General features: G+C 63.6%; 12 protein-coding genes. 2 read left to right on the forward strand and 10 right to left on the reverse strand.

What is annotated here, in order from left to right; genetic code table 11:
• Window position 1: 1 nt before the first annotated feature.
• The 8 genes from AAGD32_01945 to AAGD32_01980 form a co-directional block, all read right to left on the reverse strand.
• Window positions 2-484 carry a chemotaxis protein CheX gene (locus tag AAGD32_01945; protein ID MEM8872996.1) on the reverse strand — a complete coding sequence of 161 codons (483 nt, stop codon included), beginning with the start codon at window positions 482-484 and terminating at the stop codon, window positions 2-4.
• 15 nt (window positions 485-499) lie between these two features.
• Window positions 500-928, reverse strand: a complete 429-nt coding sequence (locus AAGD32_01950) for a response regulator (protein ID MEM8872997.1) — start codon at window positions 926-928, stop codon at window positions 500-502.
• 29 nt (window positions 929-957) lie between these two features.
• Complete coding sequence (locus AAGD32_01955; protein MEM8872998.1) at window positions 958-1,560, reverse strand: chemotaxis protein CheD; 603 nt, start codon at window positions 1,558-1,560, stop codon at window positions 958-960.
• Window positions 1,561-1,602: 42 nt separating this feature from the next.
• Entirely contained in the window at window positions 1,603-2,454 is an 852-nt protein-coding gene (locus tag AAGD32_01960; GenBank protein MEM8872999.1) for a protein-glutamate O-methyltransferase, read from the reverse strand.
• Window positions 2,455-2,529: 75 nt separating this feature from the next.
• Entirely contained in the window at window positions 2,530-4,143 is a 1,614-nt protein-coding gene (locus AAGD32_01965) for a methyl-accepting chemotaxis protein (protein MEM8873000.1), read from the reverse strand.
• 35 nt (window positions 4,144-4,178) lie between these two features.
• The gene (locus AAGD32_01970; protein MEM8873001.1) at window positions 4,179-4,724 is read right to left on the reverse strand and encodes a chemotaxis protein CheW; all 546 of its coding nucleotides are present in this window, start codon (window positions 4,722-4,724) and stop codon (window positions 4,179-4,181) included.
• 40 nt (window positions 4,725-4,764) lie between these two features.
• Window positions 4,765-6,642, reverse strand: coding sequence for a methyl-accepting chemotaxis protein (locus AAGD32_01975; protein ID MEM8873002.1), 1,878 nt, complete (start codon window positions 6,640-6,642; stop codon window positions 4,765-4,767).
• 64 nt (window positions 6,643-6,706) lie between these two features.
• Window positions 6,707-9,043 carry a chemotaxis protein CheA gene (locus AAGD32_01980; protein MEM8873003.1) on the reverse strand — a complete coding sequence of 779 codons (2,337 nt, stop codon included), beginning with the start codon at window positions 9,041-9,043 and terminating at the stop codon, window positions 6,707-6,709.
• Window positions 9,044-9,390: 347 nt separating this feature from the next.
• Between AAGD32_01980 and AAGD32_01985 the strand changes: the two genes are divergently transcribed.
• A complete protein-coding gene (locus AAGD32_01985; protein MEM8873004.1) occupies window positions 9,391-10,584 on the forward strand; it encodes a PcfJ domain-containing protein in 1,194 nt (397 codons plus the stop codon).
• Between the two features lie 41 nt (window positions 10,585-10,625).
• On the opposite strand, the gene AAGD32_01990 is transcribed toward AAGD32_01985, so the two are convergent.
• On the reverse strand, window positions 10,626-14,420 hold the full coding sequence (locus tag AAGD32_01990; GenBank protein MEM8873005.1) for a hypothetical protein: 3,795 nt from the start codon (window positions 14,418-14,420) through the stop codon (window positions 10,626-10,628).
• 88 nt (window positions 14,421-14,508) lie between these two features.
• Entirely contained in the window at window positions 14,509-14,808 is a 300-nt protein-coding gene (locus AAGD32_01995; protein ID MEM8873006.1) for a hypothetical protein, read from the reverse strand.
• A 96-nt stretch (window positions 14,809-14,904) separates the two neighbouring features.
• On the opposite strand from AAGD32_01995, the gene AAGD32_02000 reads away from it, so the two are divergent.
• A complete protein-coding gene (locus AAGD32_02000) occupies window positions 14,905-16,227 on the forward strand; it encodes a hypothetical protein (protein MEM8873007.1) in 1,323 nt (440 codons plus the stop codon).
• The last annotated feature ends 113 nt before the right edge of the window (window positions 16,228-16,340 follow it).

Here is a 16,340-nt window from a genome sequence, read left to right on the forward strand (position 1 = left end):
TTTACTCCACAATCACGCGGACGACCACGGGCTCGCCCTCGCTGATGAGACTCACGGTACCTTCGGCGAAGAGGGCTTCCTGCCAATCTTCCTCGCCGATCGTCTCGTAGGACGGCGGCGTGAGTGTGAACGTCTCGTCCGGATCATCGCTGAGCAGTGGCGTGAACGCACCGACCGCGACGTTGATCAGTTCCTTCGCGCAGTCGTTGATCGCCTCGTCGTCGAGGTCGATCGGATCGCAGCCCAGCACGTTGGCGGTGAGCAGTGCCGCGAAGGTCCGGCTCGCGTTCATCTCGAAGATACCGGCAAGATCGGTGTGGATCGACGCGCGGAAGTGCATGCGAATGCGGACGGCTTCGTCGGGCACGGCTGGCACTTCTTCGGCCAGATCGGCGAACATGAAGCCCATCGTGTCGAGGGCATCGGCAAACGCCTGCACGATCGAATCGTGCTGCGCGTCGAGGATAGCGGTGGCTGTGGACATGGTTTCTCCCTGGGATTACGCGGCTTCAGCCTGGGGGCTGTAGCCCAACGCGGCTTCGGCGACGTCGCGGATCTGTTCCGGCGTGAACGGCTTCATCACGTACCCCGCCACGCCCTTGCCGAGCATCTCGTCGATGCGCGCCTCGGTCGCTTCGGAGCTGACGACGATCACTTTCGCGCCGCCGGCAATGGTCGGTTCGTCGTGCAGTTTCTCGGCGACCTCCATGCCGGTCATTTCCGGCATGTGCAGGTCGAGCAACAACAGATCGAACGGCTTGCCCGACTCGGTCGCACGCTGAACGGTTTCAAAGGCTTCACGGCCGTTGGTCGCCTGCTCGACACGGTCGAGATCAAACCCGGCCATGCCGAGCGTGCGCCGGATGACGGCCCGCATCGTCGCGGAGTCGTCGGTGATCAGAATGTGGGGTGCGGAAGGATTGCTCATGGGATTGCTCGCTTGAGGGCGAAGGAGGATCAGACGCCGATCCGCATCGGCGATGACGCCGCGGTGGTCGACGCCGCGGAAGATGATTTGGAGAGGTTGAGGCGCGGACGGTTGGAAGCCAGCCCCCCGGCAACGCGGGGCCTGGATGGCGTGGCGGACTGGGCCACGGTGTCGGCCTTGCGTTTGAGCATGACCCGCCCGTCAGCGACGTTGACGTACATCGTGCGGGGAACGTTGCCGCCGCACTCCTCGGTGTCGACCATCAGGCCGTGCTTCCAGAGCGCTTTACGAATGGCGGTGTGATTGCGTTTGCCGATGTCGAACGTTTCGCTGCCCGCGAGCATTTTCGCCCCACCGGCGATCTTCACACGCAAGCGCCGCTTCTCGGCACCGTGCTCGATCATCGACGCGATGAGTGCGTCGAGCCCGGTATCTGCAAACATCGCCGGCTGGCGGACGGCACGGTCCTCGTCCATCCGACTTTCGGGCAACTGAAAATGCAAAAGCCCGGCCACCTGTGCCTGCGGGTCGGCGATCGCGACACCGATGCACGAGCCGAGCGAGTAGGTGACTAGAACGTCGCCGGGGTTCTTGCTGACCTTGAAGTCGGAGATGTTGATCGTCAGTTGCATGGAGTGACCGTTCGAGCAAAAGAGCTACGCCGATGCCCGCCCTTACTTCTTGTAGATCGTCGCCTGGGTGTACTTGAATGAATGAGAAATGCCGGTGAGCGACTCGCTGTGGCCGGTAAACAGGACGCCGCCGGGGGCAAGTACCTCGTGGTATCGGTTCACTAGCGTCTCCTGCGTCGGTTTGTCGAAGTAGATCATGACGTTTCGACAAAAGATGAAGTCGAACGGGCCGCGAAACGGCCAGGGCTCCATCAGGTTCAGGTGCCGGAACTTGATCAATTCTCGGACGTGCGGCTTCATCGCGACGGCGGCGTCGCCGTTGGGCATTTGGCGCGGGTCGGTGTGCCGGGCAAGCATTGGCTTGGGCACGTTTTTGACGCGCTCGGCCGGGTACACGCCGGCTTGTGCTTTCGACAGCACGCGGGTGCTCAGGTCACTTGCCAGGAGTTTCACGTCCCAACCGCCGCAGTCGCTGCCGTCATTGCCGAGCGCCTCCAGCAGCGTGATGGCAAGCGTGTATGGCTCCTCGCCGCTGCTACACCCGGCCGACCAACCACGGATCGACTTGCTGCCGGCCGCCTTCTTCCGGCGCATCACCTCCGACAGATGCGTCTTGACCAGATAGTCGAAGTGCGAGCTCTCCCGGAAGAAGCTCGTGAGGTTGGTGCTCAGGGAGTCGATGAACTTCTGGAACTCCGGGGCACCCGGATTGGCTTCGAGGTCGGCCAGATACGTTTTGAAGTCCGCGATCCCCGTCTCCTGAAGCCGCCGCGTCAAGCGGGCTCGCACCAGGTCGCGCTTGCCATCATGGAGGTTGATCCGACAGTGCTTGTAAACGATGTCGGCCACACGCTTGAACTGCGCGTCAGTGAGATTGTCGTCGAGGGCGGGCATGGGTGTGAGACCGGGCAAGAAGAACGCAGCGCGGCGGTCATGCCGCACTACGTTGGATCGTCGGAAGACGTGGAACTAAGCAGCCTTCGTATCGAAGTCGCTGAAATCATCGTCGAACGGGATCAGTTCCGACGACTGTGCCGGGCGAGCGTTGACCGGCGCGGGCGGCGCTTCGAAGCTCGCGGCGTCGGCGACCGGGGCGGCCTTACGCTTGGGGAACTTCAACAGCGAACTCGGCTTGAAAGAGATGCCTTCATCGCCGAAGCCCTTGGTGCCGATCATCCGCTGCAACTCGATCACGACGCTGCGGACCTGTTCGGACTGGCTGGCCAGTTCCTCGGCGGCGGCGGCGGACTCCTCGGCGTTGGCGGCCGACTCCTGCGTGACCTTGTCCATCTGAGCCACGGCGGTGTTGACCTGCTCGATGCCGGTCGCCTGTTCGCTGCTGGCGGCGGCGATCTCGCTGATCAGGCCGTTAACCTTCTCGCTGCCACGGGTGATGTCTTCGAGGACGCTGGCAACTTCGTTGGAAATCTCCACGCCGCTGTTGGCGTTCTCGACGCTTTGTTGAATGAGGGTGCTGGTGTTGCGGGCGGCCTCGGCCGAACGCATCGCGAGGTTCCGCACTTCCTCGGCGACCACCGCGAAGCCCTTACCCGCTTCACCCGCACGGGCCGCTTCGACCGCGGCGTTGAGTGCCAACAGGTTGGTCTGGAACGCGATCTCGTCAATGACCTTGATGATCTTCGCGGTCTCCTTGGCCGAACCTTCGATCTGCGTGATGGCGGACGACATTTTCTGCATCGCCTCGTTGCCACGGGCGGCCGAAGCGCTGGCTTCGTTGGAGAGCGCCGTCGCTTCGCGGGCGGTGTCGGCGTTCTTCTTGGTCATGCTGCTCATCTCTTCGAGCGAGCTGCTGGTCTCTTCGAGACTCGCGGCCTGTTCGCTGGCACCTTGGGCGAGCGACTGACTGGAGGAGCTGACCTGACCGGCGGCGTTGGTCGCCTGATCGGCGCCGCTGGAAAGCTCGCTGGCGATGCGGTTCATCTGCGTCGTAATGCCACGCGACACGAAGAAGCCGATGGCGCCACTGACAACCAGCGCACCGAACATGCCGAACAGCACGCCGGTTTCCTGGCTCTTGATCTCGTCGGTGATCCCCTTGCTCGAGGTTTCGCCGAGCGCACCGTTGTAATCCATGAGTTCGCCTGTAAGCGTGGTCAACGTGACCATCGCTTCGTGGGCGTCGGTGTTGACGAGTTCACGTGCGGCGAGACCTTGGCCATTGTCTGACAGATCAATCACCTTGTCGCGCAACGTCGCCCATTGGGCGTAGGCAGTCATCGTCTTCTCGTGCAACGCCTTGTCAGCGTCGGACAAGGCGCGATTGCCATACTTTTCGAGGTCCTTCACCGACTCGGCTTTGTAGAAGTCGAGCTGGTCCTTGGCTTTGCCCTTGAGTACATCGTCGTTACTGCGAGCGTTGACATACTGAGCCGCGTAGACGTACTCCATCCGACACCAAGCATCGGCCAATCCGCTGTAGAGCGAACCGGGCAAGGCTTGGTTGGTGATGGCATCGGCGCGGTGCTCGACCTTGACGGCGGTGGCGTAGGCGTAAAAACCGAGCAACAACGCGGGGATGGTGGCAACGGCGAAGCCGGTGATGAGTTTCTTCTTGATGGTCATGGCGGATGGTGTCAGGTGTTGATGGGCGCAAATTTTCAGGCGGCTTCCGCGACCGGCGCGGCGTCTGTTTCGGTTTCGTGGTCGGCATCGAGGATCGCGTCGATGTCGAGCAGGATTTTCACTTCCTGGCCGCTGGCCCCCTCGGCATCGCCGACCTTGCCGATGCCGCGGATGAAGCCGGTGTCGACCTCGCCGGCGAACTGCGGCGCGTCGTCGATCTGAGCTTCGGCGATGTCGAGAACTTCGCTCACGCGGTCGACGATCAGGCCGGTGCTGATCTTGCGACCACCCCGCGTCGTCTCGGCGACGATGATGCAGGTCTCGTCACTCCGCTCGGCGGTCGGCATGTCGAACTTGCTACGCAAGTCGACAACGCTGATGACTTGCCCACGCAGGTTGACCACGCCGACCACGTGCGGAGGCGTGCGCGGGACACGGGTGATTTCCATCACGCCGATGATCTCGCGGACCTTCATGATCTCGATCCCGTAGCCCTCGTCGGCCAGGGCGAACGTGAGGTACTTCCCGGCACGAGGATCTTGCGTCGACTCGGATGTATGAGTGGGTGTGGCTTCGGACATGGCTTTTTCTTTCGTCGGCTGGTTTGAGATGGAGGTTCATTCATGCGGCCATGCGAAAGGTCGCAAAATCGTCGTCACGGTTATCGGCGGCTCGTGGCACGGCGACATCGGCAGACGTCGCAGCTCCGCGGCCGACCATTTCCTGGAGTTGGTCCACGACCGAACGGACTTGTTCGGATTGGCTGGCAAGCTCTTCCGCGGCAGCGGCCGATTCTTCGGCATTTGCCGCCGATGCCTGGGTGACTTTGTCCATCTGTGACATTGAGTTGTTGACCTGCTCGATACCTTGGGCCTGCTCGTTGGAGGCGGCGGCGATCTCGTTGATCAGGCCGCTCACCTTGTCATTGGAAGCCTTGATGTTTTCGAGGATCTGCGCGACGTCGTTGCCGATCTTCACGCCGCCTTGGGCACCCTCGACACTCTGCTGGATGAGCATGTTGGTGTCGCGGGCTGCTTCGGCACTGCGGAGGGCGAGGCTGCGCACCTCCTCGGCGACGACAGCGAAGCCCTTGCCCGCCTCGCCGGCCCGGGCTGCTTCCACTGCGGCGTTGAGGGCTAGGAGGTTGGTCTGAAACGCGATCTCGTCGATCGTCTTGATGATCTTGGCCGTCTCCGACGCGTTGGTGGCGATCTGGCCCATGCTCTGTTCCATGCGCACGGCCGCCTCGGCACCATCGGCTGCGGCCGACTGGGCTTGGCTCGCCAATGCTCGGGCCTGGCCCGCGCTGTCGGCGGTGCGGCGGGTCATGCTGCTCATCTCTTCGAGCGCGCTGCTGGTCTCTTCCAACGATGCCGCTTGCTCGGAAGCTCCTTGGGCGAGCGACTGGCTGGAGTTGCTGACCTGGCTAGCGGCGGCGTTGGTCTGCTCGGCACCTGAGGCGAGGCCGGCAACGATCGGATTGATCTGGCGGGAAATGCTGCGTGTGAGCAGAAAAGCAAGCGCGAGACCGACCGTGAGCGCGACGCCACTGCCGATAACCACGACGGTGACGCCCGCCGAAGCGGACGATGTGGTTTGGTCCGAGAGCTTAAGGGCACTCGAAACTCCGGCGGCCATGATGGACTGCGCGTCTTCGCTCAACGCCTCGCCCGCGGCGGCCCGCCGGGGAGCCACGTCGTTGAACACTTCCATCGCGTGGCGAACGTAGAGCATGCCGTCGCGATACTCATCGACTGCTTCCTTGACCGTCGCGAGCGCGGCGATGTCTGCGGAATCGACGAACGCGGCATCGAGTTCGGCGATGAGTTCGTCGGCCCTAACGAGATGTGCGAGACCTTCGTCGATAACCGCAGAGTCGCGGGTGGCCTGGGCGGTGATGGTGGCGACACGGGCCTGATTGACGGTGTTTCGGAGGATACCGCCAGCTCGGCACTTGGCGGCGCGGGTCGTGAGCTTGTCGGCGCTCTGTCCGATGGCGATCTCGTTGTCGAGCTTGGTCCGCTGTGACACCATGATCGTCTCCAGCGCCGCCATCACCGCCTCATCGGCGTGCTTGAGACGAGCCACCGCTTCGTCACGCTCGCGGTCCGCTTCGGCAGTCTCTTCGAGAAGCAGCTTGTACTCGTGCTCATGGTCCCGCGCTTCCTTGATCTCCGCGGCAAGGCGCGTGAGGTCAGGGAACTGCTCGACAAGCTCGTCGGCGGCGTCGAAGGTCGCTTCGAGCTCCTTCTCGCGTTTGACGCCCTCGAGATAGAACGACTCTTCGCCGGTCATGCCAAACGTTCGGCCGGCAAGGTTTAGCTGATCGGTCGCATGCTTAATGTCAGCAGCGAGTTGAACCTCCGGGAGGTACTCCTGGCTGACCATCTCGGCATTGTGGCGGATGTCGAGCATTTTCCAGCCGAGCACGCCACCGAGGCAGAGCGTGATGGCGATGAGTCCGCCGAAAGCGAAGGTGAGTTTTCGATTAAGTGTCATGGCCTCTCCAACCTTGAAATTGTTGTTTCGGAACAGCGTTGGCTCAGGTCTCGAGCCGAAACCTTTACGGGGTGCAATGGTCGCCGGCGGTTTGGATCAGGCCAGGCACGTCGAGGATGAGCGAGACATTGCCATCGCCGAGGACCGCCCCGCCACTGATGCCGGGCTGGCTGCCAAGTGCACCAAGGTTCTTGATCACGACCTGCTCTTGGCCGAGCAACTCGTCGACGAGGATGCAGACGCGGCGCTCGTTGTCGGTGACGATCACGACCAACGACTCGCTCGGCTCGGTGGTCTTGGGCTCGATGCCGAACGTGCGATGCAGGCGTACGAGCGGCAACAGATCGCCCCGGCAGTTGATCATTTCGTCACGCCCTTGCACCGTGCTCAGTTGCTCGGGCTTGGGACGGAGTGACTGTTCGATGCTGGTGATCGGGAGGATGAATTTCTCCTCGCCGACTTTGACGAGCAGGCCGTCGATGACCGCGAGTGTCAGGGGCAGACGGATCGTGAACACGCTGCCGGCACCGAGTTCGGAGGTAATGTCGATCTGGCCACGTAGGTTTTCGATGTTGCGTTTGACGACGTCCATGCCGACGCCGCGGCCGGAGATGTCGGTGACGGCGGCGGCGGTCGAGAGGCCGGCGGAGAACACCAGCTTGAACGCCTCGGAATCCGGCATCGCATCGGCTTCGGCTTGCGTCATCACGCCGTTCTTCACGGCTTTGGCCTTGATCTTGTCGACATCGAGGCCCTTGCCGTCGTCGCGGATCTCGATGTGAATGCTGCCGCCCTTGTGGTAGGCCTTGAGTTCAACGGTGCCGACAGGGTTCTTGCCGAAGTCGGCACGGTCGGTGGGCGACTCAATGCCGTGGTCGACGCTGTTGCGGACCATGTGAACAAGCGGATCAGCCAGCGCGTCGACGACGTTGCGATCGAGTTCGGTGTCGCCGCCGGTGATGACCAGTTCGACCTGCTTGTCGATCTTGCGCGCGGTGTCGCGGACGACGCGCTGCATTTTACGGAAGACGTTGCCGACCTGGACCATGCGGAGGGACATGGACAGGTCCTGGAGTTCGCGGACGATCTTGCCGAGATGGCCCAAGTTACGGGCGAGGCGTTGATCGGTCTCGCCGAGACCGACGATGTCCTGACTGACCATGGACTGGGCGATGACCAGTTCGCCGACCATGTCGATGAGCGAGTCGAGTCGGTCGGTGTTGACCTTGACGGTGCCGTCGCCGGAGCTTCGGCGATCTTCCTTGCGGCGGTCTTCGCCCTGGCGACGATCTTCGCTGGGGGCCTCGGGTTGCTCGGAAGTTTCGGCCGAGGCGTCCGGACGCTTGACATCGATCGTGGGATTCTCGCCACGCTCGACGGCGTCGACAAAGTCGTTGCAGTACTTGGCCTGTTGCGCGACGCCCTGCCGCGGCGTGATCGGGCTGCCGCTGGAGCCGCTATCGATGTCGGCCACGAGCAGCTTCATGAGGTCCAACGAGGCGAGGGTCAGGTCGCCCGCCGTGCCGGTGAGCTGGAGCTTGCCCTCTCGGCCGCGGTCGAGCAGGTTCTCCGTGGCGTGGGCCAGTTCCTGGACCTGCTGGAGGTTGAGGAAGCCGGCCACGCCCTTGATCGTGTGGAACGCGCGGAAGACCGAGTCGATCGCGTCCTTGTTGGCCGGATCGTCTTCGAGCGTGAGCAAGTCCTGTTCGGCTTGTTCAAGGTGGCCGACGGCTTCGGTCACGAACTCGGCACAAAGCGGCGCATCCTCGGCATCAATCGAGAAAGGCGTGAGATCGTCGGCGATCGCGTCGTCCTCGGCAGGTGCGGCGGGAGCCGGTGCGGGCTCGGTAGCTTGCGGGACGAGGGTAATCTCCGGGAGTGTCGCGGTTGGGAACGTCGGCGGAACGTAGTCGTCGTCCTCGTCATCTACGTCTTCGTCATCGAGCGCTTGCTGGAAGGTGGAGAAGTCGCCGCCGGCGGGGTCCGCGGCAATCGCGGACGTGTCCGCGCCCTCGACCTCCGCGTCAGCCATCGCCGCGTCGGGCGGGCAGGTGCCGTCGAGCACGCACTGGACGATCAGCGCCGTGGCCGCGACATCGTCGAGCAAGGCCTGGGCGTTGTCGGTGTCGTTGAGGATCAATGCTTCGAGAAGCGTCGCGGCTTTGCCGGCCTGCATCGAAGCGGCGGTGCGCGCCTCGTCCTCGACGCCGTCGATCTCCTTGATCCGCTCGCAGAGCTTTTCCATCCGCGTGTGAACGTCGGCGAGGTTCTGCAGATCGTCGGTCTCGGTCTCGCCGAGCTCGTCGCGCAGGGAATCGAGTTCGGCGATGAAGGTCTCGGCCGTGTCGTTGAGGCCGAGCTCGTCGGCCAGTCCGTCGGGTAGTTGCAGTTCGTCGCTCATCGCATTGAAACCGGTGTGGGTCAAGACCAAATCGGTCGGCCGGCTTTCGATGAGATCGGGTGACGAAGGGATCAGGTTTAGGTTCACTCCGAGACGAATCAGCTTGTGAAATTTTACTGGACCGACACGGTCAGCGCTGACTACGCTGCCGCCGCGATGGCCCTGCTCCAGGTCCAATCCGAAACCACACGACGCTCAGCAAGGCGACCAGCCGGCTGAGTTGTTGTGCTCTCGCGCTTCTCTGCGAGAGCGGTTTTGGAGCTTTGGACTTTCAGGATCGGAACGGAGCCATGGGCTCGAAGAAGATTTATCGGAATGCCTCGTTGGAGGCGAAGCGGCTTCGTGACGTGCGCGCACGCAAGGCGGACCTGCGGCTCAAGGACCGTCGGTATGCCGAGCGGCGTGCGCTGGTGATGCGGGGCGAGAAGCTGTTGGCGTCGTTGCCCAAGGCATCGCGTCGGTTCGGCGATGCACTGCTTGTCGCGCTGGAGAAATCGAAGCTGATGGGCAACGACCGCGAGGCGCAGCAGCGGTCGAAGGCGATCATCGCGCTGGGCCGGATGCACGAGAAGTGGGTTCGCAAGCCCGAGCGCTGGGAACCGAGCACCTACAACGCCGAGCGGCAGTTCGCCGACCTGTTGCGGTTCGTGCTGGCGAAGTGGCCGGTGCCCAAGTGGCTCGACCAAGCGTGGCTCGACGGCGACAAGGTACGCATCAAGTGGTGGCTGCTCATCGCACGCGGCGGCAACCTGCGTCACGCGCAGGGCCTGCCCTTCCCGGTGAACAGGAAGCTCGCCCACGCGATCATGCACGCGCCTGGCGACGAGGTCGTGGAGGTTTTCCGCTACGGCCAGATCACTTACGCCGGTGCGAGCGCGGGCCTGCGGTCCGAGCTCATGGGAAGCGTGATCGGACGTCGGTTCGAAGAGGCGGCACGCGAGTCGTTCTACGACGAGCTGATTCGTTTCTTCGTCACTGCCGAGCGTGACGGGCAGATGGCGCTCTTCGACCTCGAGCAGGTCGGGCCGATCATCGACTACCTCCTGTTCCAGAAGTTCGGGACCGGCGAGACGGCACCCGAGCAGCCGGGCCTGTCGATGAAGAAGCGGACGCTCGAAGGCGTGTTGCGTCAAACCCAGGCGTGGCACGACGCGCTGCGTGAAGCGCGTCGGCCTCAGAACCTGCGCTGGGAACCGGCGAAGATCGACGACGTCGAGTTTGACGAGGGCGTCGAGGCGAACAAGGTCACGGTGACGGTCGTGCAGCTCACGACCGCACTCGAACTGATCGCCGAGGGCCGGGCGATGAGCCATTGCGTCGGTTCGTACGCGCACTGGTGCGCGGACAGCCGGTATGCGGTGTTCTCAGTCGCGGTCGATGACGAGCGTCGGATGACCGTGTGCGTGAACGTCGCCGAACGTCAGATCGTCGAGGCTCGTCTGCGTGCCAACCGCATGCCCAACGCGACCGATGTGCGTCGCCTGCGGGTGTGGATGGCCAAGACGAATCTCACGGCGTCGAAGTGGGCACTGCCCGGATAAAGCGAAAGCCCACGGCTCGGTGCCGTGGGCTTTTGCTTGCGCTACTTGCGTTTGCCCTTCTTGTTGCGGGGCTTGGGCGGTTGGCGTTTGCCTTGGCCCTTGGGGGCGTTGGCGACGTTGCTCGCGGCGGCCGATGGGTTTGCGGTCGGGGTGTCGGACCCGACAGGCGGGTCGGTGGTGGCGTGAGCCTGGGACTCGTCGGCGCTGGCGTGGGTGGCGACGGTCTTGGGCTCGGGCTTCGGCTCGGGTTTATCGACACCGCCGCCGACACGGACGCGGAAGATCAGGTCGGTGACCTTGTCGCGGATGCTCTTCTGGAACTCCTCGAAGTACTTCATGCCTTCGCGCTTGAAGGCGACGCGCGGGTCGCGCTCGGCGAAGGCTTGGAGGCCGATGCTGCCCTTGAGCATGTCCATCGCGAGCAGGTGGTCCTTCCACGTCTGGTCGTAGATGGAGATGAGCACGTACTGCTCGAGGTTGGTCAGCTCCGCGCGGAACAGTTGCCGCAGGCGGCGCAGGATCAGGTCCTTGGGCGTGGGCGACTGCTCGTCTTCCTCGAGCTTGACTTCCGCAGGGTCGAAATCGGCGGGCGTGGTGCGTTGCAGGAACTTCCGGTTGAACGCTTCGGAGATTTTCGCGGCGTCGTCGCCGGTGGCGGCGTGGAGTTCGTCGGCCGCCTTCTCAATGCCGCCGTCCTGCATGAACTCCTGCTGCTTGCCGATGAGCGTGTCGCGCAGGTCGCGGACGGGCGTGGTTTGCACCTGCTCCTCGGTGAGGTCCAGGTCATACTTCGCCTTGCCCCAGTTGCGCAGGTAGTTCAGACCTTCGGGCGAGAGCTGAGGATTGTCGGCATCGCCGAAGACCATCTGCAGAACGTGATCGACGGGGTACTCGGCCTCTCGGCGCGAGTAGGCCTGGCGGGCGCGATCCTCGATGACCTGGATGATCTCGTCGGCCGGCTTGGTGATGCCGCGCTCTGCGTCAATGAGCATGTCGTCGACCGGGACGGTGAAGCCGAACTTGTCCTCCATCCAGCCGTTGAGCTGTTCGAGGGGGAACTTCGGATCGAGGAACTGCTGGATGGGCGTGAGGTCGTAGTCGTCGATGCGCTTGTGGGCGGCGGAGATCAGGCGGTTGGAGAGTTCCTGGTCGTCCATGCGGCGGATGTCGGACTGGTTGAGCTGGATGCCGAACTTCTTGGCCGACCACTCGGCGATGCTCTTGACGTCCCAGTTGTTCGAGTCGTCGGGGTCCTCGCCCATGTACTCAGCCAAGGTGGAGCCGACGAGTGTCTCGATGTCGTTGCTCGCCTTGGCACGGACGGTGTCCTCGATGTCCTCGAACTTCTTGTGCTTGCCGCCGAAGTCCTCGGGCTCGACGTTGATGTCGAGTTCGTTGCGGGCCCACTCGGCGATCGTCGCGGCGGCGTAGTCGGTCACGACGTAGCGGTCGACCGCGTCGTCGACGGCCTCGCCGATCATGTCCCAGATGACGCCCTCGATGTCGCGGCCTTCGAGGACTTTCTGGCGTTCACCGTAGAAGTAGGTGCGCTGGATGTCGTTGACCTCGTCGTATTCGAGCAGGTTCTTGCGCGAGAGGAAGTTGCGTTCTTCGACCTTCTTCTGAGCGCGTTGGATGCCCTTGGTGACCATGGGCGACTCGATGGCTTCGCCGTCGCCAAGGCCCAGGCGTTTGAGGATGTTCACGGTCCACTCGCCGGCGAACATCTTCATCAGCTCGTCCTGGAGCGAGACGTAGAAGCGTGACGAGCCGGGGTCGCCCTGGCGGCCGGATCGACCGCGAAGCTGGTCGTCGATGCGGCGGGCGGTGTGGCGTTCGGTGCCGAGGACGTGAAGGCCGCCGGCCTCGCGGGCTTCGGGGGAGGGTTTGATGTCGGTGCCGCGGCCGGCCATGTTGGTCGCGATCGTCACGTTGCCGAACATCTTGCCGTTCTCGTCGTGCTGCTTGCCGGCGTTCTCGACGATGTGGGCTTCGCGCTCGTGCTGCTTGGCGTTGAGCACGTCGTGCTTGAGCTTGTACTTCTTGGTCAGCAGGCGCGAGACGTACTCGGACTTCTCGACGGACGTGGTGCCCACGAGCACGGGTCGACCCTGCTCGCTGATTTCCTTGGCCTCGTCGGCGATCGCTTCCCACTTCTCGGCCTCGGTGCGGAAGACCAGGTCCGGTGCATCGTCGCGGACCACCGGTCGGTTGGTCGGGATGCTCACGACTTCCAAGCTGTAGATTTTGGAGAACTCCTCGGCCTCGGTCTGGGCGGTGCCGGTCATGCCGGAAAGACCCTTGTAGAGCTTGAAGAAGTTCTGCAGCGTGATCGTCGCGAGGGTCTGCGTCTGCCGCTTGATCGGCACGCCCTCCTTGGCTTCGACCGCCTGGTGCAGGCCGTCGGACCACTGGCGGCCGACCATTTTTCGGCCGGTGAACTCGTCGACGATAATGACCTCCATCTCGCCGGAGCGCGGGGAGACGTCGACGACGTAATCCTTGTCACGCTCGTAGCAGACGTGGGCGCGCATGGCTTGTTCCATGAGGTGCGGCCATTCGAGGTTGTCGCCAACGTAGAAGCTGCCGACGCCGGCGAATTCCTGGGCGGCGGCGATGCCCTCGTGGGACAGGTGGACACTCTTCTTGTCGAGCTCACGTTCGTAGTACTGGGTGAACTTGCTCTGCTCGGCCTCGGCGGCTTCGAGCTCCTTTTCGAGTTCGGTCACCTGCTGCTGGATCTTCTGCTTCTCGGCCTTGCCTTTGACCTTCTCGAAGTCGCCCTCGGCGGCTTTGATGCGGCGGTTGATGCCGTCGATCTTGTCCTGGGCCTTGTCCCACGACTTGTTCATCTCCATCACTTTGCGGGCGACTTCGTCGGCCTTCTTGAAGTCGGGATCGACCGCGTTGGCCGGGCCGGAAATGATCAGCGGGGTGCGGGCTTCGTCGATGAGGATTGAGTCGATCTCGTCGACGATGGCGAAGTCGAGCTTGCCCTGGACCTGGTCCTGGACGCGCTGCTTCATGTTGTCGCGCAGGTAGTCGAAGCCGAACTCGCTGGAGGTGCCGTAGGTGATGTCGCACAGGTACTGGCGCTTGCGTCCCTGACCGCCGGGGTCCATGCCCTGCTGGATGAAGCCGACGGTGACGCCGAGGTTGTCGAAGGCCGGCTTGACCCACAGAGAGTCGCGGCGGACGAGGTAGTCGTTGACCGTGACGACGTGGCTGTGCAGGTTCTGCAGCGCCTTGACAAAGCACGAGAGCGGCGCGACGAACGTCTTACCCTCACCGGTTTTCATCTCCGCGATGCGTCCCTCGAAGAGCACGAGCCCGCCGATGAGTTGAACGTCGAAGCAGCGTGCGCGGAACGGCGGACGCGACTCGGGGTAGAGCGCGCGGACGGCGTCGTACAACTCGGTCGGGATCGCGACGTTCTCCCACGACTGGCCGGTCTGGATCATCACCTGCTGCACGGTGTCGTACACCTGCAGCATCGCGTCATCGAGCTTGTTGGGGTCGAAGTTGGTCTCGGGATTGAAGATCTGACGGATGCCGATGTGGCGGTCCATGGATTCGCGGATGAGCGCGAAGCCGAGGTGGAGGTAGGTGTAGGGCTTGCCGTCGATATCTCCGGCCTTGTCCTCGAGCTTGGTGTTAGCGTCGTCGTGGAAGGTCTTACGAATCTGCTGGGTCCGCTCACGCATCTGCGTGTCGTTCATCGCGCGGACCAACGGCTCGATCGAGTTGATCGTCGCGACGTCCTTCCAGTATTTCTTGAGCAAACGGTCGTTACGGGAACCGAAGATGCGCGTCAGCGCCTTGCCGGGATTGAACATGGGTGGGGTGTGTTTGGTGTTTCGGGTTGTGTGTTTGGTCAGACGGGCGCGTGACTGCGCTCCGCGTGAAAACACGAAACACAGCGCACTAAACACCAACCGGTGGCGGCAATCGGAAGCGGAACGGCTGGACCGGGCGATGCGGGACGGTCGCATCGGCGGGAACGGCAACGTCGTTCGTGACGCGGAGCACCTTGACGAGCCTTGGCGTTAGCACCGTCGTGGTGGTCTGTTGGCGCTCGCCGGCGAGCTTGCGGACGATCCGCATCGGCTCGGCCGAGCTGTGGGGCGTCGTCCGTATGTGCTCCTGGGCCAGCGCTTGCGCGTCGGCACACATCACTGTCGAGGCGATGAGCACGAGCATGAACATGGCGCGGGACTGGCGCACGAAGATGAGAGTATTTGAGCGCTTTTGCGTCGGATCAAACGAAACCGGGCGGGCATGGTCACTTAAGTGATCATGCCGAGGGCGTAAGATGGTCGTATGCGCTGGCTCGTTCTGCTCCTGCTTCCGTTGGTCGCCGCTGTCGAGGTGGAGGTCGGGTGGTCGGGGGCGGTCAAGAGCGGGGCGTGGGCGCCGGTGTACGTGACGGCGGTCGGCGAGGGACCAGCGACGGTGGAGCTTTACGTGCCGGGGGACGGGCCTTGGGGGCAGCGGATTAGGCGGTCGGTGGTGCTCACGCCGGAACAACAGACCTTCCCGATGTTCGCCCGGATCGACGGGCCGGTGACGGACGTGTCGGTACGGCTCTTCGGTACCGACGGCCGCACCATCGCCTGGGCCCAGCCGGAGGTCACACGCGAGATCGTCGCCCCCGCCCGGCTCATCGGCGTCGGCGGCATCGTCCCGAATGACCTGGCCGCGCTCGACGAACCGTTCGGCGTCACCGCCGTTGGGGCCGTGCGGATGATCCAACTGCCCCGCGAGGCCATCGGCTACGACGGGCTGGACCTGCTGGTGCTGGCCGAGATCGACCCGGCCGACCTGCCGATCGCAACCAAGAACGCCATCGCCGACTGGGTCCAAAGCGGCGGTCGTTTGGCCGTCACCCTCGCCACCACCCCCCGCCTCGGCGACGACCGGCTCGACGCGATGCTCCGCGAGCCGGGGCGGTACGGGTTGGGCAACGTGAATGTCGGACGGACCGATTGGCCGACGCTGATCGCGACATGGCCGAACGCGGACGTCGAAGCCGTTGCTCCGCCCTCCGCGAAGTCGCGACTCGGCTTGGTCATCGGACTGGGCCTGCTGTTGGCGGGGCTCACGGATGTGGTGTTGTTGCGGCTGTGCAAACGGCGGCCGGTTCATCCGGTGGCGGTCGCGATGTTGGTCGGTTCGATCCCGTGCCTCGCGATCGGACTCGGTGACATGCCCGTCAATCCCGAAGCCAACGCGTCGATGGTGCAAGCCGACGCCAATGTCGTTCGGCAAGCGGCGTCGATGCGAACGAGCGAAGTCGCCGACGGCTGGTGGACCGCCCGCGCAGCCGACGGCGATGCTGAAATCGTCCAACTCGTCAACGGCAACCGACTCCGCCACGGCCCGGCGGCCGTCGACACGCTCGACCTCACCCCCGCCGACCCGGTGCTGCTGCTCGTCGGCGATCGGCTCGCGGCCGTCGGGTCGGTGACGGTCTCGATCAATCTCATTCACCATCGCGGGATGCGCTACGCACCGGCGGAGCCGCTCTCGGGCGGGAAGGTGGTCGACCTGACAACGCTGACCGAGCTTGGCCCGGTGGAAACATCCGGGACGTTGGTCGAGGGCGAAGTGGACGGAAAGCAATTGCGAGCGATTTGGGAGTGAGGATCCGGTCCAGGGATGTTAACAGACGTGTACAATCCAGCCGACCGGGCTTGGTGACATAAGTGTCCCAAACAAAACCCATAACCCCCCCACCACCCAACAGCCCAACCCCC

The sequence above is a fragment of the Planctomycetota bacterium genome (genome assembly GCA_039182125.1).
GTDB lineage: Bacteria > Planctomycetota > Phycisphaerae > Tepidisphaerales > Tepidisphaeraceae > JBCDCH01.

Excerpts from the sequence above, each read along its gene's own strand:
- AAGD32_01945 (MEM8872996.1), bottom strand. The coding sequence starts at position 484 with ATGTCCACAGCCACCGCTATCCTCGACGCGCAGCACGATTCGATCGTG.
- AAGD32_01950 (MEM8872997.1), bottom strand. The coding sequence starts at position 928 with ATGAGCAATCCTTCCGCACCCCACATTCTGATCACCGACGACTCCGCG.
- AAGD32_01955 (MEM8872998.1), bottom strand. The coding sequence starts at position 1,560 with ATGCAACTGACGATCAACATCTCCGACTTCAAGGTCAGCAAGAACCCC.
- AAGD32_01960 (MEM8872999.1), bottom strand. The coding sequence starts at position 2,454 with ATGCCCGCCCTCGACGACAATCTCACTGACGCGCAGTTCAAGCGTGTG.
- AAGD32_01965 (MEM8873000.1), bottom strand. The coding sequence starts at position 4,143 with ATGACCATCAAGAAGAAACTCATCACCGGCTTCGCCGTTGCCACCATC.
- AAGD32_01970 (MEM8873001.1), bottom strand. The coding sequence starts at position 4,724 with ATGTCCGAAGCCACACCCACTCATACATCCGAGTCGACGCAAGATCCT.
- AAGD32_01975 (MEM8873002.1), bottom strand. The coding sequence starts at position 6,642 with ATGACACTTAATCGAAAACTCACCTTCGCTTTCGGCGGACTCATCGCC.
- AAGD32_01980 (MEM8873003.1), bottom strand. The coding sequence starts at position 9,043 with ATGAGCGACGAACTGCAACTACCCGACGGACTGGCCGACGAGCTCGGC.
- AAGD32_01990 (MEM8873005.1), bottom strand. The coding sequence starts at position 14,420 with ATGTTCAATCCCGGCAAGGCGCTGACGCGCATCTTCGGTTCCCGTAAC.
- AAGD32_02000 (MEM8873007.1), top strand. The coding sequence starts at position 14,905 with ATGCGCTGGCTCGTTCTGCTCCTGCTTCCGTTGGTCGCCGCTGTCGAG.